The sequence below is a fragment of the Alteromonas gracilis genome (assembly GCF_043642145.1).
In the GTDB taxonomy this organism is placed as follows: Bacteria; Pseudomonadota; Gammaproteobacteria; order Enterobacterales; family Alteromonadaceae; genus Alteromonas; species Alteromonas gracilis_B.
The window spans coordinates 16,707-39,074 of sequence record NZ_JBHZRZ010000007.1 but is presented as its reverse complement, the minus strand read 5'-3'; the positions used below and the strand labels follow the sequence as shown (position 1 = coordinate 39,074).

Genomic DNA, 22,368 nt, shown 5'->3' with positions numbered 1-22,368 from the left:
AAAGTGTGTTTCACTTAAGAGCGCGCGCTGCGACTATTTTCTTTTGTAGAACTTGGGCGGCTGGCCGAAATACGCTTTAAAACGCCGGCTGAATGCTGCGACATCGTCGTAACCTGTAGCTAAGGCAATACTCAGCATTGGGGTATCTGTGTTCCGTAGCAATGCTCTTGCCTTTTCCATTCTTGCTTTAACTAAATAGTCGCGCAGGCTTAACCCTGTCGCTTCTTTAAAACGCGTTTTAAACTGGGTAGTTCCCATGTAGGCCATTCGAGCAAGCTCTGTCTGTGTAAATCGTTGAGCCAGATCGCGGTGAATATGGCTGATCACTGGCGTTATACGCTGGTCGACACTTCCTGCTTTTGCAGAGGTTTCTAACAGCGCTAAAAACAGTGACACCATTTGCGAGTGGCCATGGTGTGCCACCTGACTCAACTGAATTTCTGCGAAAGATAAAAAGGCTTGTAACGCTGAGTCCACATGAAAAATAGGCTGCAGCTTGTCGTTTACGTTAATTGGCACAGTGTCCAGGTCGGCAACAATAAATTTTGATACCTCGGCAGCGCTAAAGTAATGCATTTCTTGCGGCGCAATACACACCCCTTCACCCACGCCCACCCGCCCACTAAAGTTATCAATGTCTATTTTTATGTGGCCATTAATTGGCAGAACTAACTGAAAGAAGTCATGCTTATGGTAGTGCACTTGCTTGGTGTACGAGCGTAATGAAAGTGACGGTAGAGGGCTGTCAGACACAATGTAGTTCCTTATTAAAAAGCCGCGTGAGCGCCATAACTTTCAAAGGTATATCGTCTTTTTCCATCAATTTTTGTTAAAGCTGCCGACGATAACGTGCTGGTAGATTAAGCACTTTTATTCAATTTGTCATAATTACGTGCAATATTAAGCACGCCTAGGAAGGCAAGAACACTACATTAAGGGACGAATATTATATTTAATAATAAAGAAAATATTGGAAAATAAATGAATATAACTTTACGTCATTTCATGGGCGCAGCAGGTGTACTTTTGCCTGCTATTGCCGTGGGCCAAGTAACGAACGGTGATTTTGAAACTTGGACTTCTGGCTCTCCCAGCGCCTGGACGACAATAGATGCTGGCATTTCTGTCGCAGAAAGTTCGGCATACGCTTTTTCTGGAAATACTTCCGCTGCGATCACTGTAAATACAGCTAGCCAAAGTTCAACTGACTTTCGTCAAACAGTAAGTGTGACCGCTGGTGAAAACTATGCGTTCTCGGTGAGGGTATATCACACTGAGGGAGCGGTTAAAGCCCGCTTATTCGTTGATGGGTACCAAGGCTATTCAGACAATACCGTAACAGGAAGCTGGCAGCAATTAACCTATTCTTACACGGCTTCGACAACCAAAGACATAGAGGTTGGCTTGCGGTTTTATGATCAAACGGGTTTTGATGGCTCGGAGGTTATATATGTAGATACATTCGAACCTACTAGCGCTGGCGCTGGTGGCAATAGTGGAGGCTCAGGCTCATGTTCCGGCAATTCAGGAACGCTGAGTTTAACCACTGACAATTACGGTAGTGAAACCACCTGGCAAATTACTAACTCAAGTAGTCAGGTTGAGGCGTCTGGCGGTAACTACGCCAGTAACCAAAGTTACTCAGAAGCCGTTTGCTTAAATGATGGTGATTATACCTTTACGATAAACGACGCTTATGGCGATGGCATTTGTTGTTCGTTCGGTTCAGGTAGCTACAATTTGGTTATAGGCGGTGTGTCTGTAGCCAGCGGTGGCTCATTTGCTTCGAGCGAAAGCACCAGCTTTACACTTGGCACATCAGGTGGTGGCGGAAGCGGTTCTGACCTGACCGGGTACTATGCAAGTGCAAATGGCCTGACTGGCTACTCACTAAAAACCGAGCTTCACAATATTATCAATAATCATAGCACGCAGAGTTACAGCGACCTTTGGACGTTCTACATTTCCTACAATAGCGATAGCTATTATGAAAATGACGGCTCCATTTTGGATATGTACTCGGAAAAACCATTTACTAACGATTCGTACAACTTTACAGCCGGAACAAATCAGTGTGGTAGCTATAGTGGTGAAGGCGATTGCTATAACCGTGAACATGCGTTCCCACGCAGCTGGTTTGGTGGTGCGGTGTCGCCTATGAATACAGACGTTCACCACGTTTTTGCTACAGATGGTTTTGTAAACGGGCGCCGTAGTAGCTACCCCTACGGTGAAGTAGGCAGTGCTACTTATACCTCTTCAAACGGTTCGAAATTAGGTTCTGGTACGTCAGCGTCTGGCTATACCGGTACTGTATTTGAACCTATTGACGAGTTTAAAGGCGACTTTGCGCGTGCGTATTTCTACATGGCAACGCGCTATGAAAACGTTATTGCGAACTGGGAAAAGAACAGTACGTATGGCGATGCCGTTCTAAATGGTACGAATAATCAAGTATTTGAGAACTGGTTCCTTAATCTTCTTTTGAGCTGGCACTTACAAGATCCAGTAAGTCAGAAGGAGATAGACAGAAATGATGCTGCGTTTAGCTTCCAAAATAACCGTAATCCATTTGTTGATCATCCAGAGTTCGTAAACCAAATTTGGGGTAATTAACATAAACAAAAGAAGAGCACGCCCGTGCTCTTCTTCTTTTAATATTGTCCACTTCTAAACGCTAAACCTTTGTAAAATTTTCAAATATTACGGCTTAGTTGTCTTTTTTCCACATGCTATATTACCAACAAGTTGAGTAGGCTAAACTACTACTCAATAGGCACTACATTCAACAAAAATAAAGGATACTCACTGTGGCTGCAGCTAACTTACTTGCCCTACTTGATGATATTGCGACATTGATGGACGACATTGCAACAATGTCGAAAGTGGCTGCACAAAAGACAGCTGGCGTGCTGGGCGATGACTTAGCCGTAAACGCCGACCAAGTTCAAGGCGTAAAAGCAGACAGAGAACTTCCCGTAGTTTGGGCTGTAGCCAAAGGCTCTCTTATCAATAAAGCCATACTTGTGCCGGCTGCGCTCGCCATTAGTGCTTTTGTACCTTCTCTTATTACCGTGTTGCTTGTGCTTGGCGGTCTGTATTTGTGTTTTGAGGGGGCAGAAAAGCTGCTACACAAATACCTTCCACACGAAGACGAACAAAAAAACCGTGAAGCCAGAATTGAAGCGCTCGCTCATGAAGAAGTTGATATGGTGGCGTTTGAAAAAGATAAGATTAAGGGCGCCATACGCACCGACTTTATCCTGTCTGCTGAAATTATTGTTATTGCGCTAGGTACTGTGACCGATGCAACACTTACCACGCAAATTGGGGTTTTAGTGGCCTTAAGCCTGGCAATTACTCTTGGCGTTTATGGCCTTGTTGCTGCACTGGTCAAAATGGACGACGTTGGCCTTTACTTACTACGTGACTCGCTGACCAGCTCAATGAGTAGCATGAAACGTTTTACAGGCAGAGCGCTCTTGGTCACTGCGCCTGCGCTTATGAAAACACTTGCCGTTGTTGGTACTGTTGCCATGTTTTTAGTGGGCGGAGGCATACTTACTCATAGCATTGGTTTTTTACACGTTGTCACAGATTGGTTTACTGCCCTTGTTCCAAGTGCTCAGCTGGTCATGTCTATACTCGCCGATGGGGTTGTGGGTATTGCGGCCGGTGTAATTATTGCGCTAGTGGTGACTGTGGTCTCTAAATTTAAAAAGTAACCCCCCTCTAATTAGCGCTTATTTACTTCCTTCCCACCTCATAAGCCAGCTATTTTTACCAGTTAGCGTAGTAAATTTTTTACTGCGCTAACTTCTTTCCTTTTACGTTAGTCATTTTGACCACACCGCTTAAAAAGACGCTATTTTTTAGTACTTTTATTACCCTTAAGTTTTCTTCTTTGTTTTTTATTCAATTTTAAAACCATAAAATTCAAATACTTAAACCAATATGCCGAGTTGGCACATCCCTCGCTATAAACTAATTGTTAATTGATAACGACTTATTATTGAAACCTTAAGCAACATGATGGCTGCCACGCAGTATGTTCCAAGTGCAGTGTCTAACTTTAAATTTTTAGGAGATTACTATGTTTATCGGTCGCAAAACTTTCACTGCACTTACTCTGGCTACAAGCGTTTTGACTGCATCAGCATTTGCTAACGACGCACAAAATAACATTGTGTCACATACTGACTTTATTGTTGAAAATGCGATGGTAGATGTGAAGCACAATCTAGCGCTTGGCGTGACATACGACGTACTAACTGCAAGCCACAAATTCGAACCAGAGGTGGAAGAAGTTAACACCTTAGTTGCAGAAATTACGATTACGCCGATTGAGCCTGTTAGCTTGAACGATAACGACGCATAAGGAGATTGCACATGTTAACCGCCGCTACACTATTTATGGTGGTACTCGGCCCGGTGATTGCGTTTATAGTAAGTGCGCTGGTGTTTTCTACAGCGCGCATATTCCTTCAAAAAGGTCACTAATAACGCAATAAAAAATAGATAGGTGCCTTAACCGAGACTACCGTTACCTAATTTGCCTCCCTGGCTTTTTCTCCAGAGGGAGATAGAAAGCACGGACTGTGTCCCAGCCAAGTGATTGTGTTTTCTATCTTCTTACTGGAGTTTTTTATCCGAATATACGCTCCCACCAGCTTTTATCTTCTTTATCGCCATTCTTGTCTACCGGACGTCCCGAACAATCTTGCTGAGGTGGAGGAAGCACGTCCAATATAGCAGGAACACTTAGGCTACCTGCGCACCCTGCAACAACTACTGCGCCAGTCTTCGAGTCGAAATGTGCTATTCCTAGGCCTTTTGGAAAACGTCTAGACAATGACTTGGGCGATTGAGATTTCATATAGCTTACAAAGACAGGTAGCGCGCCACCCGCCCCCGTTAAATTAACGGGCTGATTGTCGTCGTTGCCAACCCAAACCGTTACCACATTATTTCTGTCAAAACCGCTAAACCAACTGTCGCGGTAATCATCTGTTGTCCCTGTTTTACCCGCCATATTCACATTGCCAAAATTCCAGCCTATGCGCTTGGCAGTGCCCTCTGTTGTTACCTTGTACAACGCGTAGTTGAGTAAGTAAGTTGCTGCTTCATCGGTGCGCTGAGCAAAAAACTCCGCCTTTTTCCAAAGCAGTGCATTATCAGATGTCACCACCGACGTTACCGTGTGAAGCGGGATATAACGACCATCGTTTGATAACGTCTGATACATTTGGTTCGTGCTAAAAGGCGTAAGCTCAAAAGCACCAAGGGTAAGAGACGGCACTTTATCAACAGGTGTAGTGACACCCAAGCGCCCCAATGTGTTGGCTATTGCATCTAACCCCACCTGCATACCTAAATTAACGGTAGGAATGTTCAATGACTCGACAAGTCCTTGTAACAACGGCACCTGCCCTCTAAACGCTTTATCATAGTTTTGAGGGGACCACGTTTTTCCGTTTTTATTCTCTAACGTAATTGGCTCGTCTTTGAGCGGTGTTGCCAAGTTAAACTGAGTGGGGTCTTCAAGCGCAGTCAAATACACCGCAGGCTTAATTAATGAGCCTATCGGACGTTTTGCGTCTAATGCTCGGTTGAAGCCGTTAAACGCAAAGTCTTTCCCGCCAACTATGGCGCGCACTTCGCCGCTTGCGCTGTCTGTTACAACCATTGCGCCTTGTAGCGGTACACGCCTGTTTTGTTGCAGGCCATCTAGCGTACCTGATAACGCTTTCTCGGCGCGGCGCTGTGCAACAATATCTAGCGTAGTAAATACTTTAACGCCTGAATCTCTTAGGCTTGGCTCTGCTAATATTTCATTTAGCTCACGGCGAACCTGCTCCATAAACGCAGGGTGCTTACCGCTTGCAAGGCTTGCTCCACTCGCTAAACCTAGCGGCATGTTTACGTAGCGCTCGTATTCTTGACGGCTTAATTCATTTTCATCAAACAACATGCGCAATACTAAATCGCGGCGTTCTTTAGTACGCTCTGCATATTTGCGAGGGTTGTAATATGACGGGCCTTTGATAATGGCCACCAAGGTAGCAATTTCTGGCGTACTTAATTCGTTTGCAGGTCGGTCAAAATAAAAATAGCTAGCTAGCCCAAAACCATGTACCGCCATGTCGCCGTTTTGGCCAAGGAATACTTCGTTTAAATATGCCTCTATAATTTCAGACTTGCTGTAGCGCGCGTCTATGATTACCGCCATGATGGCTTCTTTCGCTTTACGCACAATTGAACGCTCGCGGGTTAAGAACATGTTTTTAACCAGCTGCTGGGTAAGCGTGCTGCCGCCTTGAACCGTTCTGCCTGCGGCAATATTAGCCATTAATGCACGCAAAATTGAAAGCGGTGCAACCCCATGGTGATTATAAAAATTCCTGTCCTCAACCAAGGTTAATGCTTTTGGTAGCATTTCGGGAATGGTGTCTAACGTCACCAACATACGGTCCTCATGCGAGCCACTGGTCATACGGGTAACCAGCCAAGGCTCTAACTTAACCGAACCGTAAGGCCGACCTTGTGACTTATCGTATATTTCACCAATGCGCGCTCCTTCCCACGTCACGACTAAATGACGCAGCGGCTCTGCGCCTTCAGGAAATTGAAACGCTCGACGCTGTACATTCAGCACCTTATTCTGATAGCTATATTCACCGCTATTATTAGCAAAGGTTACTTTGCGATAGCCCAGCAAATCCAATTCATCAATGACTTCTTGAGGTGTTATCTCCTCGCCCTTGCTGATTTGAAGAGGACGAGCAAAAATTTGCGCCGGCACTTCCCATTTGTTTCCAGAGAAGGCGTGCTTAATTTGTGCATCAAGATAAAACGCGTACGCACCAAGCACCACAAGCCCAATAAGGGTTAATCGCCAAAACAGCTTGAAAAACCACGAGCGCTTAGTTGTGCTCTTACCATTTGCAGTTGCTTTGCTTTTTGAAGATGAGTTGTTTTTAGTCTGTCTTTTTGCCACGTGAAAACGCCATGAAAATCATTGGGGTGACATCGCACTCATTGCGATATGGATTTAACGCTCGCTTCATTAGAGCGGTGTAATTGAAGTGCAAACATTACCATTCAGGCCGCATCTCAACAACTGTTTCAAATTGTACACACTGCAATTCTCCCTGCTTCAATAATGAATTTTACTCGCGTTTCACGGTCACAATGCGATAGCATGCAGGCAAGTAACACAGGAACCGTACTATGCGCTTAGCTTCTTTTCAGTCTTCTTTTTTCTCTACGTTTTCATTTAATCGTGCAGTGTCATGCACGTCATTGCTACGCACATCAATTGCACTTCTATTTGCAGGCGCAGCTATAAACCCCGCGTTTGCAAATGATCAATTCGCCAGCTGCACCGCCACACTTGCCGACAAAGCAAAGCAAGAGGGCGTTAGCCAGCAAATTATCGACGATGTGTTTCCTCGCCTTGTTCATCAAGACCGTGTAATTGAACTGGACAGAAGCCAACCTGAATTTGTACAAACCTTTCCAGGGTACTTCAGCAAGCGTGTTACCAACTGGCGTACCGAGAAAGGGAAAGAAATGTACGCTAAGCACGAAGCGCTTTTGCACAAACTTAGCGATAAGTACGGCGTGCCGCCTCACTACCTTCTTGCGTTTTGGGGTTTAGAAACGAACTTCGGTTCGTACAAAGGTAAGATGCCGGTACTCGATTCACTTGCTACCCTTGCGTGCGACAAGCGAAGAAGCAAGTACTTCACTCAAGAGTTTTTGGTTGCTGTGAAGCTGATGGAGCGAGAAAAACTGCAAAAAGAAGATATGATTGGCTCGTGGGCTGGCGCAATGGGTCATACGCAGTTTATGCCATCGGCCTACACGCATTATGCTATTGATGGCGACGGTGACGGACAAGTTAATTTATGGGCAAGTGAAGAAGACGCGCTATCTTCTGCGGCTAACTTTCTTGCCAATCTTGGCTGGGAACGCGGCTTTCGTTGGGGCCGAGAAGTGCAATTACCTAAAGACTTTAATTATCAAGAGTCGGGTTACAAAAACAGAAAAACGCTCAGCGAATGGAACGCGCAAGGCGTGAAGAAAGCCGATGGCTCAGCGCTTGGTGAAGGTGACACCTCAGCCTATGTTATTGTGCCTGCTGGGCACAACGGCCCTGCATTTATTGCGTATAAAAACTTTCGCGTCATTATGCGCTGGAACAACTCAGAGTTTTATGCCATTGCTGTAGGCGTGCTGGCCGACCGCATAGCGGGGGCTTCTGGCATAAAAGCTACGCTACCTGACTTGCCAGCATATAACCGCAAAGACATTATTGCGCTTCAAAGCAAACTGAATGATTTGGGCTTTGATGTGGGTAAACCTGACGGCATTATAGGCCCAGCCACCCGTGAAGGCATCCGTAACTATCAAATAAGCAACAACATGATTGCTGACGGATTCCCAGGCCTTGAAGTAATGGCTGCACTTAACGTAAAACTTGAGCGCGATAAAGCTACGCAGTCTTAATGACTGCGGGCTAGCATCAAAAAATATTAACGTAGCCGCTTAGGTTCTGGCGGCTACATATGCTTTTTCGTTTTACTGGTGGGTGCTGAATTGGCAGGGTCGTCTGGCCAAAAATGCTTCGGATAGCGCCCCTTCATCTCTTTTTGAATTTCTTTATAACTTCCTTGCCAAAACGCGCCTAAATCACTGGTGGTTTGCAATGGCCTTCCCGCTGGCGACAGCAGCTCGCAAACTACCTTTACTCGCCCGCCAGCTATCGTTAAAGGCGAGCTTTGCGAATACAATTCTGGCATTTTGACCGACAGCACCACATCCCCATTGTCGCGATAGTCTAGGCTAGCCTCTCTACCCGTTGGAATAGTCACATGAGTTGGCAATAGCGTAGCCAGTGCATCTTGCTGAGGCCATGAAAGCCCGTTGTTCAGCGCTGATTTCCACGGCAGCTGCGTTAGCGCTTTAATGCTCTTACAATTTTTCAGGGCTGGTATTAAACTGTCTTTTGCCTTGTGCAACAGGGCACTTAACGACAACGGCCATGGTTCAGGCTCATCAAAGGCCTTTTCTTGTGGCAAGTTAAGCTTTGCCGCCATTTCAACCCTTCGCCACCACTGCCAGTCTGCATCAGGCAGCGGCCAATCAGATAACGGCAACGCATCAAGGTAAGCAAACCACGCCTCGCACAATGCATCACCCCAAAATTCACTATCACGGCTTTTTTCCTGCCCTGAAACTGGCGCGCTATTTAGCGTTATTTCGTAAAACCCCGTGGTAACGCGTGCTTCCATTATACCAGTGTCGCTATTAAGACCAACACTGCGCTTTTCTCTAAACGCTTCGGGGAAGGCTAAGCGCAACCCTTTTTCTGATACAGGCTGCGCTAAGCGAATCGCGACGGTACTTTTTATTAGCTGCCCTTCGAGTACCGCTAGCCATGATGAACCACCACCACTTTCTTCTTCAAAGGAAGTACTGCTACCTGTAGTCACAAGCTCTGCGCCTTTTCCGCTCGCAAGCTTGTATTCAATAACTGTGCCCTTGGCAGAACGTCCCTTTGTTGCGCTTTGGCTACGCGCTTGATTGCTTGACGAATTACGCCTAAAACCCACCTGCATTGGAAAGGCGATGGCGATGCAAAGGCCCAGTGCCTGTTCATCAAGTAAATGAAGCTCCGCTTTGAAGGCAGAATGTTTTTTATCAGCATCAAACACATAGCGCGCATATCGCGAAGCCTGCTTTTTAAGCTGGCTACGAGTTTTTGCGTCAGCTTGAAGTAGCGCCTCCATCACATGCGCTGCATCACTTACACTCATATTGCTTTCGCTTAAGGCCACCACAAAAGGGGCGGCGTAACGAAGCGCGTCGTTTTCGTTGGCAGTAAGCCCTTCAATGCCCTGTTTTACCGTTAGCAACAAATGCGCTAAGTGCGGCTGACACGGCAATTGCGCAAGCGCTCTTCCATAAGGGGAAATGGTTTGATTCGCACTATCGGGATTTTGGGGTACGCCGTGGCCGCCTTTCTCGTTTTTGCTATGCGAAACAGCATTTACACGGCGAAGCTTTTGCTGTGCTACGCGCAGCTGGGCCTGTGTAGGTTTGGTTAAAAGAGCGAGCGTGTCAGGCGTGCTTCCCCACGCCAAAGTATCAAGTAAAAAGCTGCTTAAGTCTTCTTTTTCTATTTGCGCCGCGTTGTGTTTCGCCAAGCGCTCGAAGCTGCTTTGACTGCACAAACGATAGCAAGTCCCGGCCATTACGCGCCCTGCTCTACCCGTTCTTTGTATTGCAGACGCCTGTGAAATACGCTGCTGCGATAGCGCCGTAATATCACTAGACGGATGATACTGGGCACTGTTTTCCCACAGGCTATCAATAACTACCGTTACGCCTTCAATGGTTAAGCTAGTTTCGGCAATATTGGTAGATAATATAATTTTGCGCCTGCCGTTTTGATCTGGCGAAATGGCGCTTTGCTGCGCCGATTTACCCAATGCGCCATACAACATATGAAGGGCAATATCATTACTCTCGGTCAACGCTTTAATGTCGCGGGCAACCGCATTAATACTTCCTCTACCCGGGAGGAAAACCAATACATCGCCATCGTGTTCGCTTACAGCCTGCTTTAAAACACTGCAGGTCTTCTGTACTAGTTCTTGAGGCGTAGCATCTTGGGTGTAACGAATGTCCACGGGAAACATACGCCCTTCGGTATTTAGGTTTGCCACCGGCAGTGCACTATGTTCGCCAAACAGGTGTTGAAGCGGCTCAATGTTTAACGTTGCCGACATCACAATTAAACGCAAATCATCGCGTAGCCCAGACTGAACCTCAAGCGCTAGCGCCAAACCAAAGTCGCTGTGAATGCTGCGTTCGTGAAACTCGTCGAAGACGATAGCCGCTATGCCTTCTAATTCAGGATCTTGCTGAATCATGCGGCTCAGCACCCCTTCGGTTATGATCTCAAGTTTGGTAGCTGACGACGTCTTTGCTTCACCTTTAATGCGGTAGCCAACCGTTTCACCTACGTTTTCATTTAACTGCTTAGCCAAGTAATCTGCTAAATTTCTTACCACCACACGTCTAGGCTGCATAAGCAAAATTTTACCTTCAAGTGGCGATTGCAGTAATGAAAGCGGAAGCACGGTAGATTTACCCGCGCCTGGCGGTGCGCCTACAATAACGTTATTAGCAGCAAGTGCCTGTTGTAGCGGTGCAGCAAGTTCGTAAGCGGGCAAATGGGAAAACGGCTGTAACATAAAGGGCATAAAGGTGTTATAAGTTTATAGGTATAGTGTACCTGATTTGACGATTGTAACTGAACTTCAGCCTTCTTTTTAAACCCTTCATGTTGACGTATTGGTCTTGGCTTAAACACGGGTGTGGTTGATGATTTAGAAAGCGCTTTAGAAATCCATTGGTAATATGTCGTTTGCGCCGTGTTAAGCTTAAACACATGACCATGCATCCTGCTAACGGCGTTTAACGGTGATGGACAATCTTAAAAACCAAATTAAAGGAAGAAAGCGATGCGATGCTTTATTGGTTTAGATCTTAGCGCAACAGAAAAACTTGCCCTTGATAGCTGGCGGCAGCAGGCTTTGCCAGAGATTATGCCAAGGCAATGGCTTAAAAATGCTACGGCAGGGTCGCGAAAGCATGGTAAGCAACAAAGCGAGAGCCAAGGGCCAGCACTGCCTTACGCATTACCTGCAGCAAACTTTCACATAACGTTAAGCTTTCTTGGTGAGATAAGTCATCGACAACACGAAGCGCTTACTTACGAACTAGATCAGCTTATAAGCGAGCCCTTTTCTCTTACCCTCGATGCCACAGGCTTATGGAATGGCCCTAAAATATTATTCGCAGCCCCAAGCAATACACCAAAAGCGCTTAGCGAGCTTGCTAAGCTATCAAGAAAGGCTGCACGAAAAGCTTCTATACAAGTAGAAAGTAGAGAATATAAGCCACACGTCACCGTAGTTAGAAAGGCTACGTCTACGTTACCTTTGCCACTTTATAGTCCTAATGTCGATGTACATGTTTCTGCCTTTCACCTTTTTGAATCTGTCTCTACGCCTCAAGGGGTTACTTACCCTATTCGCCAATCTTGGCCGTTGAAGCACAACATGTCGGTTCGTGAAAAGTTAAGGCGCGGCATTACCGATGAATGAACCCATCTTCATTATGAGTTATTCAAAATTATGCTGTTGCCTCGCGCTTGTATCGCTTTACTTCAATTGAACTGAGCGGTAAAAAGGTTGCCTGTTTTTTTTAATCGCACTTTTTCCATGCAACAAACCTTTAGATTAGTTATTGATTGCCCCGACCAGATTGGGCTGGTTGCTAGCGTCTCGCAGTTCTTAGCAGATCACAACGCTACCATTGTTGAAGCAAGCCATCATACCGACTTGCAGACCGGCCGATTTTTCATGCGCCATGAAATTAGCACTGACTCACTCAAGCTTGATCATCAAAGCTTCGTTCAAGAATTCACGCCGCTTGCGAATGAATACCAAATGAACTGGAAGCTAAGCGACTCAAATAAAAAGCAACGGGTTGCGCTATTGGCCAGCCTTGAGTCTCACTGTTTAGTTGACCTGCTTCACCGCTGGCATACAGGCGAACTACACTGTGATATTCCCGTGATTATTGGCAACCACCCGCAAATGAAACAGTTTGCTGACTGGTACAAAGTGCCTTTCCATTGGGTAGACTTTAAGGCACTGGGAAAAGAGGCCGCGTTTGCGCAAATCGCCACCTTGCTGCAAGAGTACAAGATTGACTTAACTGTGCTTGCCCGCTTTATGCAAATCTTGCCAGACACGCTTTGCCAAGAACTACAAGGTAAAGCCATAAACATACATCACAGTTTCTTACCAAGCTTTGCTGGCGCAAAACCTTATCAGCAGGCCTACGACCGCGGCGTGAAGCTTATTGGCGCCACTTGCCACTACGTCACTAAAGACTTAGATGAAGGCCCTATTATTGAGCAGAGCGTAAAACGTATTAGCCATAGCGACAGTGCAGCTGACATGGTGCGCAAAGGTAAAGACTGTGAGGTAACCGCGCTTGCTCACGGTGTTCGCTACCACTTAGAAGACCGCGTGATCATTCACAGAAATAAAACGGTGGTGTTTGCGTAAACCTTTACGCTTATAAAACAAAAGCTCGGCAGTGAAACCACTTTCGAGCTTTTGTTTTTGCTTACTTTGCCCTATTTACACATGCACTTTTATATTGCTGAACCCGTCGTCACCATAGGCTTCCTGCAACCTCGCTTTTCACACCGGGCTTACGCGCATTGCGCGTCTAAGCTTTATGTAATACCACAAGTTCGATGCCGCAAATAACGCTTCGGTAATGGCTAAACCCCAAGTTCCAGTGATAATACCGTAAACAGTAAAGTTAAGTGATCCAATAATCATGCATACTCGAAGGCCAGCTTCCTTACAGTGAAGCTCACCAAAGCGATACGCCATAAACGTGAACGCTGGCATGGTTTCAATTAGTGACGTTTTGCCTGTTAAGTTGTTTACCGTTAGTACTATGCACATCATTGTGATTAGGGTGACGTACGTTGCTAGCGGTGAAAGTAGCTGTTGTTTAATTAAGCGATAGCTGGTACTCATTCCTGCCACTGTTATAACGATAGCTCCCCCCCACGCTTGCTCAAAAATTAGCAAGGCACCAATGGCCACGCAAAGCCCTAAATTGAGAAACAGAAGTTTTCGCTCAGTGTTCGACCAAAAAGACGCTAATGCGAAAGCAACGGGAAACGCGTGAAGAAGAAGTTCAAACATGATGCTCACTGCCAAACAAAGGTGGATAATATTGCTGAGAACAGCATTTCAGGACGCGCGCAGTGTAAATTCCATACAGCACAAAGCCAATTAAAATATGTACGATTTCGACGAATTGCATATTTGCGCGTTTTCTTATCGAACCGATGTGTTGCAAGGAATTAGGTCAAAGAGCATTTAACTTATTTTTACATTAACTTAAGATGATAATTGTCAAAAACGTATAGATAAAAAACAGACAGGAAAACTCATGGGTAAGTTTAAGTCATCACTCACCGCTTTGGCGGTTGTGGTAGCGCTCGGTGCATGTTCAGAGCAAAAAGCATCAGAAACGGCCACCACCGATGTTAAAAATACGGCAACATCTCAGCAAGCACAGTTTGACAACGTGCTGCTTCAAGAATTCAAAGGCCCTTATGGCGGCGTGCCAGCTTTCGACAAGATGAAGCTAGAAGATTTAAAGCCAGCGCTAGAAAAAGCGATGGAATTAAACCTTAAAGAAATTGAAGCTATTGCAAATAACGAAGCACCGCCAACGTTTGAAAATGTCATTGTTGAGATGGAACGAGCGGGTGCAGAGCTTGACCGCGTATTCACTTACTACGGCATTTACAGTGCTAACAAGTCAAGCCCAGAGTTCCGTGAGATTCAAGCTGAAATGTCACCGAAGCTTTCGGCGTTCTTTACTCAAATTACGCAAAATGAAACGCTTTTTGAAAGAGTGAAAACGGTGTATGAGTCTGACGAACTAAAATCACTGACGCCGGAAGAGCAGCGTATCACGTGGATGACTTACAACAGCTTCGCACGCAATGGCGCAACATTAGATGGCGAAGCGAAAAAACGATACGCCGAAATCAATCAAGAGCTAGCTACGCTGCACACTAAGTTCTCTAACAACGTTTTAGCTGATGAAGAAAACTACGTTACTTACATCACTGAAGAGCAACTTGACGGCCTTCCGGCATCGTTTGTAAAGGCGGCTAAAGCGGCGGCAGAATCTCGCGGTGAAGAGGATAAGTACGCCATTACAAACACCCGTTCGTCTATGGACCCATTCCTTACGTACTCCACAAATCGCGAACTTCGCGAGAAAGTATGGCGCACGTATTATAACCGTGGTGATAACGCTGACGATTTCGATAACAACGAAATTATTAAGCGTATTCTAACCCTTCGCGACGAACGCGTAGAGCTTTTAGGTTATGAAAACTATGCGCAATGGCGTTTAGAAGATCGCATGGCCAAAAACCCAGAAAACGCCATGGATTTGATGATGAAAGTATGGCCAGCGGCCATTGCTCGCGTTGAAGAAGAAGTGGCTGACATGCAGGCCATTGCAGATGCAGAAGGCGCAGACATTACCATTGCTCCATGGGATTACCGCTTCTATGCAGAAAAAGTGCGCCAAGCGAAATACGACCTAGACTCTAACGAAGTAAAGCAGTACTTACAGCTTGATAAGCTTCGTGAAGCTATGTTTTACGTTGCTGGTCGCTTGTTCAACTTCAACTTTACGCCTGTTGAAGAAGGTAAAGTACCTGTTTTTCACGAAGACGTAAAAGTATGGGAAGTAACGGACAAAGATAGTGGCGAGCACATCGGCCTTTGGTATCTTGACCCGTTCTCGCGCCAAGGCAAGCGTTCTGGTGCTTGGGCAACCACGTATCGTTCTTATACCACCTTTGACGGCAAGAAAACTGTATTGTCTTCTAACAACTCAAACTTTGTGAAAGGTGCTGACGGTGAAGCTACGCTTATTTCTTGGGATGACGCAGAGACCTACTTCCATGAATTTGGACACGCCCTTCACTTCTTAGCGTCTGACGTGGAATATCCGTCGTCACATTCTGGCGTGCGCGACTACACAGAGTTCCAGTCTCAGTTACTAGAGCGCTGGTTAACCACCGACGAGGTAGTTAATAATTACCTAGTGCACCATGAAACAGGAGAGCCAATTCCTGCAGAGCTGGTTGAAAAGATTAATAATGCGTCGACCTTCAACGAAGGCTTTAAAACCACTGAGTACATGGCCTCTGCCATCATGGACCTGAAGTACCATACTACAGATCCTAGCAAGATTGACCCTGACACTTTCGAGCGCGAAGAGCTTAAGAAGCTAGGTATGCCTGAAGAAATCGTTATGCGTCACCGCTCACCACACTTCGGTCACGTATTCTCTGGTGAAGGTTACGCGGCTGCTTACTACGGCTACATGTGGGCAGAAGTACTCACCGCCGATGCTGCTGAAGCCTTTATGGAAGCACCGGGTGGTTTCTACGATAAGGAAGTGGGCGATCGCTTAGTGAAATATCTTTTTGCTGTACGCAACGCCATGGACCCAGCTGAAGCGTATCGCAAATTCCGTGGTCGTGATGCCAAGGTAGATGCACTCATGCGCGACCGAGGCTTCCCTATTCCTAAAGAAAACAAAGAGTAAGTGATTCACCCTAAGCGGTTAAGCACTTTTTACCAACGGTAAATATTGGCTCTTTCAAGGCTCCCAACGTTTGTTAACGTGGGAGCCTTTCTTTTTCCCCGTGCACAAGATGTAATCTTTCTTATTGACCTGCTGGTTAATCATACTTCACAATCTCTTATCTCTAATTTACTAGCGAAATGTATAAATGTTGCCGAGGATCGGTCGATAAACTGTTCATACTTACATGCATAATAAAAGCATTTACACATGAATTAGATAGTAACTAGCCCGCGCTACGAATTAGTTTTAGGCGTTGCTGCATGAAAGGCACTACGTCATCTTTATTCAATATTTTCAGCATTAACTTACGTGGTCGAAAGTCATGACTTTCAGTATAAAACAAAAACTCATTCTCTCTCTTATTGTTGCTGTGCTCGCCGCTGCTATTCTTGTAGGTTCTATTAGTCAATGGATAGCCCGCGACCTCGTTAAAGAAAACATGGAGGAAATGCAGCTTCCCTCTTTGCTTAATCAGGTTGGTAACCGCGTAGACCGAGAAGCTAGTGTGATGCTAACTGTTGCACACAGCATTGCTTCAAACCCTGATATTCTTGCGTGGTCTACTGCAGGTGCGGACAGCGCTGGCGAACGCAGACTTCTTAGTTACCTTAAAAACATAGTTGAGTTTAACGATTTAACCGTGGCCTCGTTTGTGGATCGAACTACCTATAAATACTGGAATCAAGACGGCTTCCTACGCGTATTGCAAAACGACAAGCTTGATGGCTGGTTTTTCGCTTATAAAGATAGCGGCGAGCCTATCTCGCTGAGTTTGTACAACGAACCCGGCAAAGGCTATCGCCTTTTTGCTAACTATCAGCAAGTTAACGGCAGAGGGATGTCGGGTGTAGCGAAATCAGTAGATGAACTATTGGCAATTATCAACGCCGTAAAAATTGCACAAACTGGGTTTGTGTTTCTTGTTGACGGTAACGGCACTATCATTGCTCACCCAAATGCAGAACTTCTTGGCAAAACAAAGCTTGCCTCTGTGAGTGACTCTCGTTCAGCAAGTCAGCTTCTTAATCGCCAAGGCTTTTCAATGGCCACCAGCGATAGTGACGGCGAAACGCAGTTGTTCGCGAGCACTTATGTAGAGAATGCAGGTTGGTACGTGGTTGCTCAAGTACCCGAGCACGAGCTTTATGCATCGCTTGATGCGGGCAGCCGCCAAATCATTTTCTGGGCTTTAGCGATTGCAGGTGCATTCGCCCTAATAGGGATCTGGCTTGCTGGCACGCTTACCAAGCCACTCGAATCGTTAGCAGATGTTTTCCAACAGCTTGGACAAGGGCAAGGAGATTTACGCTCGCGAATTCCAATGCCGGAACAAAAGGAAATTGCTCGATTAGTTGAAGGGTTTAATAACTTTATCGACCACCTTCATGGCACCATTTCTCAAATGGCTAAAACAAGTCATGCCCTAAAAGCGTCAGCTAAAGATGTGGCGATGCAGTCTCACCAAACAGAAAGCTCTACAAAGAGCCAGCGAGATCAAACATTACAGGCAGCTACGGCGTTATCAGAGATCGGTAGTACCGTTAACGAGGTTGCACACTCCGCTACTCACGCAGCGAAGAATGCGAATTTAGCGACCACAAACTCAGCGCATGGCAGAGAAATTACACAGCGTGCCGTGCATGCAATTGAAGGGCTTTCAAATCAGATTCAAGATGTGTCTCGGGTAATTCAATCACTAGATGAGCACACTGCAGCCATTGGCGGCATTCTCGATACAATACGAGGCATATCTGAGCAAACAAATTTGCTTGCATTGAACGCTGCAATTGAAGCTGCGCGCGCCGGGGATCACGGTAGAGGTTTCTCGGTGGTGGCTGATGAAGTGCGAACACTTGCGCAACGCGCTGCACAAGCGACCGACGAGATTCAGGTGAAAATTGATAAATTCCAGCAAGACTCGAAGTCTGCGGTTTCTCAAATGGAATCGAGTCGTGCGCGCACCACGGATGTGGTAACGGCGACCAACGAAATTGATGTGCTTCTTCAGAATATCGCAGAAGAGATTGAGCATATTAATGATGTAAATACGCAAGTTGCTACAGCAACGGAAGAGCAAGCTACGGTGGTTGAAGATATTAGCCGAAACATTAACGACATCAGTGCATCTAGCGAAGAAACGCTAAACGCCACAAAAATACTGGTAAGAGTAAGTGACAAGCTCGACGATTTAGCGCAAGAGCTTTCAGCTGAAGTTAGCAGATTTAAGCTATAGTCGATTAACCTAAGTTTGGTGTAAGAAAGAAAGGCGAAGCGCTTTTATGCGCTTCGCCTTTTTTACTTTTACGATCTAAGTGGTACACGCTGTTTTTCACAGCGAATGTAACTTGCTAGAAAGTGATGGCGTACTGCACCCTAACTTGGCTATCTCGACTAGCCCGCCACGCGATCTCTTGCGAGGCCCCGTCACTTTCCCACGACTCTCTCACTGCTCCTAAGGTAAGAAGGTGCGTATCCTCTTTAAATGGAATTTCCAGATAAACGCCAGCGGACGTGCTGGTCGGCAGTTGTATTCTGTCGGTTACAGGTATGCTTAATTCGTGTCGTGGACGTACTTTGTGGCTTAGCCCAACTCGATAGTCGCCGCTGTCCCACCAGCTTACCACTTCAAATTCGTGGCTTCTTACGCGCTGCGACAATACGCCATATTCCAACAAGCCTTTGTTATAGTGAACAATTGCTTCAACGTTGAACATGGGTGTAATTTTTTGGCTAAACGCTAACTGATATTGCTTTTGCTTACAGCCTTTAAATTTAATCCTATTTTTGGTTAGCGTTAACGAGAATGTGTCGTCACTATCAGAGTAGTTGTTCAGCCACTGCTCGGCTTTCTCAACTAAAGAGGCATTAGCTGCCCCCGCCATAAATACTGACGGGCAAATACATATTGCTAAAAGGGACTGGGTAAAACGTCTCATTTTCGCCGCCTCTTCAATTGTGGTTGGATACAAATGACTCGAACACAATTTCAGTATAGACAGGAAAATGACTTATTGGGTATTAGCCATTTTACTAAAGCTGTCTAAAAAATAACTATCGATGCGGTGACGTACTGTGAGGTCGCTATGCTATGAAGATGATAACCACGCCCGTCTACTATTTAGGTTTTGCTGTGGCACGAGATAAAGATGCTTTGCGATCCTCTGTCGCTTCTTCACTGAACCAATAAAATCCTTCGTTATCAACGCAAACGCCTTCTACTTGTTTGAATTGCTTTAGCGGCCAGACATCAAGCAGGCTAAAACTCGTCGATACGTGCGCCATGAAAGTAGAAAAATTGCCGAAGGGGTCTGACTTGTAACCAGTGATCACGAATTTATTTCGACGTTTATCGAAGTCTACTCCCGTCACAACGCCAGGAAGGCCTTTTATAGAGGCAAACGGACTAATGGTTTGCACGGTTTCAGCTTCGTTTACGCGGTAAATATGCGTGATACCTGTGCGCCAACTCTTTGAAAACAGCAGCAATTCATCAGCGTATTTAACCATTGCTTCTGAATCGAAGTCGTGAGCATAGGGAATATTGTTTGATGCGTCGTTACCGGCGTATTTGAGGGTAATTGAGACAATGTCATTCACATTGCGTCTGTTCACTTTATGAATTTCAACTTGCTCTCTTGTACCTCTGTTATTTCCCACATCTGCAATATAAAAAGAAGTTGCATCACCGGTAATCGCTTCCCAGTCTTTATTTGTAAGCGCAAGTTTAATTTGCTCGACAATGTCGCCTTGATAATTAGCTTGATAAATTATTGGAGCATTACCCGAGTCATTAACGGAGTAGAGAAAGTCTGCTTCACAAAAGAGCCCCGAAGTTTCTGACAGCGCTTCTGGTAGCTCTACTGTGCTATTAATCATTAATGGTGCGCTAGGAGTTGGATATTGAACCGCACACGCTGAGACAAACAAAAATGAACTACAAAGAAGCGCATATCTAGAAAAAGTGTTCAACGGAAAGCTCCACAAAGATCTGTTGGTAACAAATAGTATCAAACCTATCGGATATCTAACACGCATTTTAGGGCGCTAAATGTGGTCTATTGGTCTAAACTTCTAGCCCAAGCGTATATCGCTATAAACATAGTCTGTCCTAAAGTGTCTGTATGACAAATATTTAGGTTGATATACCATGGAATAATATTAACACGTTAAGGATTTACCTTGTCAGACCCGCTTCTCTCACTCGTTGCAGTAGGATTGCTGTCAATTACTTGCCAATACTTGGCCTACAAAGTGAGGCTACCTGCTATCTTGCCGCTGTTAATTGTTGGTATCTTGGTAGGCCCAGTTTTTGGTGTGCTAAATGCAGACGACTTGTTTGGTAACTTACTGTTTCCTGTCGTATCACTGTCGGTTGCTATCATCCTATTCGAAGGCTCGCTAACGCTTAAATTTAGCGATATTGCCGGTCATGGCAATATGGTGAGGAACCTATGCTCAATTGGGGTAGTTGTAACATGGCTGGTAGCTGCCATGGCGGCGCATTACAGTTTAGATTTGTCGTGGCAGCTGTCTTTTTTGTTCGGTGCAATTGTTACCGTTACCGGCCCAACCGTAATTGTGCCTATGCTCAGAACGGTTCGGCCTAAAACAAACCTCGCAAACATCCTACGCTGGGAAGGTATTGTCATTGACCCCATCGGTGCGTTACTGGCGGTACTTGTCTTCGAGTTTATCGTTGCATCGCAAGAAACAGCGATAACCCACACCTTAATTGCTTTTGGGAAAACCATAGGCATTGGCTCGGTTTTAGGGCTCGCTTCCGGGTATTTACTAGGCCTTTCAATCCGAAAAGAGTGGATACCGCACTATCTACTTAACACCGCGGTGTTAACCGTTATTTTAGGTGTGTTTGCCGCCTCAAATTATGTGGCGCACGAATCTGGTCTGTTAGCGGTTACCATCTCGGGGATGGTGCTGGCAAACATGAAAGATGTGGACGTAGAAGACATTCTAGAATTTAAAGAAACATTAAGTGTTCTTTTAATTTCGGGCTTGTTCATTTTGCTTGCTACCCGTTTAAATCTGCAATCAGTAGTAGATGTTGGTTGGGGGTCTATCGTTGTTCTTGCCGCTATCATGTTTATTGCAAGACCCTTGTCTGTGCTGGCCTCATCGATAGGCACCGGGCTTAAATTAAACGAACTCGCACTTCTAAGCTGGATTGCGCCAAGAGGCATTGTTGCCGCAGCGGTTTCTGCGCTATTCTCGTTAAAACTCGAGGAAATTGGTTACGAAGGCGCAAGTATTATTGTGCCCATTGTATTCATGGTAATTATTGCCACGGTGGTCGTTCAAAGCTTAACATCGCGCACGGTGGCGTCTCTTTTGAAAGTAAGAGCCCCTGCACCCACGGGTTACCTCATATTTGGAGGCAGTAAGTTTAACCGCGCGCTTGCCATTGAAATGATCAACCAAAAGCTAGATGTCACTATTGCCGATACCAACTGGGATGCCATTAAAGAAGCAAGAATGAAAGATATTCCGGTTTATTTCGGTAATCCTATGTCAGATCATGCTGCAAGGCATCTTGATCTGAATACTTTCGGCACTGTCTTAATTATGTCGCCCTATAAACAATTAAACCCACTTATCGCTTACCATTTCGAATATTCAATGGGCAAAGATAAAGTATGGGCCCTTACTAATAACGAGCAGTCTACTCGTCCTAGTCACCAAGTCAGTGAGCAATATGCCAAAAAACTTACTTTGTTTGATGAAGGGGTCACCTATGGATATTTAGCTTCTGCTATTGCTCGCGACGCTAAAGTGAAAACGACTCGCATAACTGAGGAGTTCTCATACGAGCAGTATGTGCAGCAATACGGCGAACGTGCTACCCCGCTTATCGCTATTAACAGTGAGGGTAGAAGCTTTACTTTCATTAACGGAAATAGCATACAACCCAAAGCAGGTTGGCGCGTTATAAGTTTAGTTGAACCTGAGCTGAAAGAAGAGAAGATGGAAAAATAGGTTAAGAAAACCTCCTGCCCACCGGCAGGAGGTCTCTCCCTGGAAAACGCGTAATCCAGTGCCCTCATTACAAGATGCATTATTATT

15 protein-coding genes are annotated in these 22,368 nt (G+C 45.6%); 9 read left to right on the top strand and 6 right to left on the bottom strand.

Features of this window, described 5'->3' with window-relative positions:
• Positions 1-33: 33 nt before the first annotated feature.
• Entirely contained in the window at positions 34-753 is a 720-nt protein-coding gene (locus tag ACHUFN_RS13815) for an AraC family transcriptional regulator (protein WP_394223000.1), read from the bottom strand.
• 228 nt (positions 754-981) lie between these two features.
• On the opposite strand from ACHUFN_RS13815, the gene ACHUFN_RS13810 reads away from it, so the two are divergent.
• The 3 genes from ACHUFN_RS13810 to ACHUFN_RS13800 all read left to right on the top strand — a co-directional run bounded on the left by ACHUFN_RS13810 (position 982) and on the right by ACHUFN_RS13800 (position 4,378).
• A complete protein-coding gene (locus tag ACHUFN_RS13810) occupies positions 982-2,616 on the top strand; it encodes an endonuclease (RefSeq protein ID WP_394222999.1) in 1,635 nt (544 codons plus the stop codon).
• 194 nt (positions 2,617-2,810) lie between these two features.
• Entirely contained in the window at positions 2,811-3,725 is a 915-nt protein-coding gene (locus tag ACHUFN_RS13805; RefSeq protein ID WP_394222997.1) for a DUF808 domain-containing protein, read from the top strand.
• 368 nt (positions 3,726-4,093) lie between these two features.
• Positions 4,094-4,378 (top strand): hypothetical protein, encoded by a 285-nt coding sequence (locus tag ACHUFN_RS13800; protein WP_394222995.1) that lies wholly within the window; start codon positions 4,094-4,096, stop codon positions 4,376-4,378.
• Between the two features lie 267 nt (positions 4,379-4,645).
• Here the strand turns inward: ACHUFN_RS13800 and mrcB are convergent, their stop codons facing one another.
• Positions 4,646-6,997, bottom strand: a complete 2,352-nt coding sequence (gene mrcB, locus ACHUFN_RS13795; protein ID WP_394222994.1) for a penicillin-binding protein 1B — start codon at positions 6,995-6,997, stop codon at positions 4,646-4,648.
• Between the two features lie 233 nt (positions 6,998-7,230).
• Between mrcB and ACHUFN_RS13790 the strand changes: the two genes are divergently transcribed.
• Positions 7,231-8,511 (top strand): lytic murein transglycosylase, encoded by a 1,281-nt coding sequence (locus ACHUFN_RS13790; protein ID WP_394222993.1) that lies wholly within the window; start codon positions 7,231-7,233, stop codon positions 8,509-8,511.
• A gap of 53 nt (positions 8,512-8,564) precedes the next feature.
• Here ACHUFN_RS13790 and hrpB read toward each other — a convergent pair whose 3' ends face one another.
• Positions 8,565-11,273: an ATP-dependent helicase HrpB gene (gene hrpB / locus ACHUFN_RS13785; protein ID WP_394222991.1), complete on the bottom strand. Its 2,709-nt coding sequence runs from the start codon at positions 11,271-11,273 to the stop codon at positions 8,565-8,567.
• A gap of 261 nt (positions 11,274-11,534) precedes the next feature.
• Here hrpB and thpR point away from each other — a divergent pair, with 261 nt between their 5' ends.
• Both thpR and purU read left to right on the top strand, forming a co-directional pair.
• Positions 11,535-12,179 carry an RNA 2',3'-cyclic phosphodiesterase gene (gene thpR / locus ACHUFN_RS13780; protein WP_394222990.1) on the top strand — a complete coding sequence of 215 codons (645 nt, stop codon included), beginning with the start codon at positions 11,535-11,537 and terminating at the stop codon, positions 12,177-12,179.
• A 117-nt stretch (positions 12,180-12,296) separates the two neighbouring features.
• On the top strand, positions 12,297-13,151 hold the full coding sequence (gene purU / locus ACHUFN_RS13775; protein ID WP_394222988.1) for a formyltetrahydrofolate deformylase: 855 nt from the start codon (positions 12,297-12,299) through the stop codon (positions 13,149-13,151).
• Positions 13,152-13,289: 138 nt separating this feature from the next.
• Here the strand turns inward: purU and ACHUFN_RS13770 are convergent, their stop codons facing one another.
• Positions 13,290-13,808 carry a YgjV family protein gene (locus ACHUFN_RS13770; protein WP_394222987.1) on the bottom strand — a complete coding sequence of 173 codons (519 nt, stop codon included), beginning with the start codon at positions 13,806-13,808 and terminating at the stop codon, positions 13,290-13,292.
• Between the two features lie 250 nt (positions 13,809-14,058).
• Here ACHUFN_RS13770 and ACHUFN_RS13765 point away from each other — a divergent pair, with 250 nt between their 5' ends.
• Both ACHUFN_RS13765 and ACHUFN_RS13760 read left to right on the top strand, forming a co-directional pair.
• On the top strand, positions 14,059-16,248 hold the full coding sequence (locus ACHUFN_RS13765) for a M3 family metallopeptidase (RefSeq protein WP_394222986.1): 2,190 nt from the start codon (positions 14,059-14,061) through the stop codon (positions 16,246-16,248).
• A gap of 364 nt (positions 16,249-16,612) precedes the next feature.
• Entirely contained in the window at positions 16,613-18,523 is a 1,911-nt protein-coding gene (locus ACHUFN_RS13760; protein ID WP_394222985.1) for a methyl-accepting chemotaxis protein, read from the top strand.
• Positions 18,524-18,638: 115 nt separating this feature from the next.
• Here the strand turns inward: ACHUFN_RS13760 and ACHUFN_RS13755 are convergent, their stop codons facing one another.
• Positions 18,639-19,226 (bottom strand): hypothetical protein, encoded by a 588-nt coding sequence (locus ACHUFN_RS13755; RefSeq protein ID WP_394222983.1) that lies wholly within the window; start codon positions 19,224-19,226, stop codon positions 18,639-18,641.
• Between the two features lie 178 nt (positions 19,227-19,404).
• Positions 19,405-20,166 carry a hypothetical protein gene (locus ACHUFN_RS13750; protein WP_394222982.1) on the bottom strand — a complete coding sequence of 254 codons (762 nt, stop codon included), beginning with the start codon at positions 20,164-20,166 and terminating at the stop codon, positions 19,405-19,407.
• Positions 20,167-20,469: 303 nt separating this feature from the next.
• Between ACHUFN_RS13750 and ACHUFN_RS13745 the strand changes: the two genes are divergently transcribed.
• Positions 20,470-22,281 (top strand): cation:proton antiporter, encoded by a 1,812-nt coding sequence (locus tag ACHUFN_RS13745; RefSeq protein ID WP_394222981.1) that lies wholly within the window; start codon positions 20,470-20,472, stop codon positions 22,279-22,281.
• Positions 22,282-22,368 lie beyond the last annotated feature (87 nt).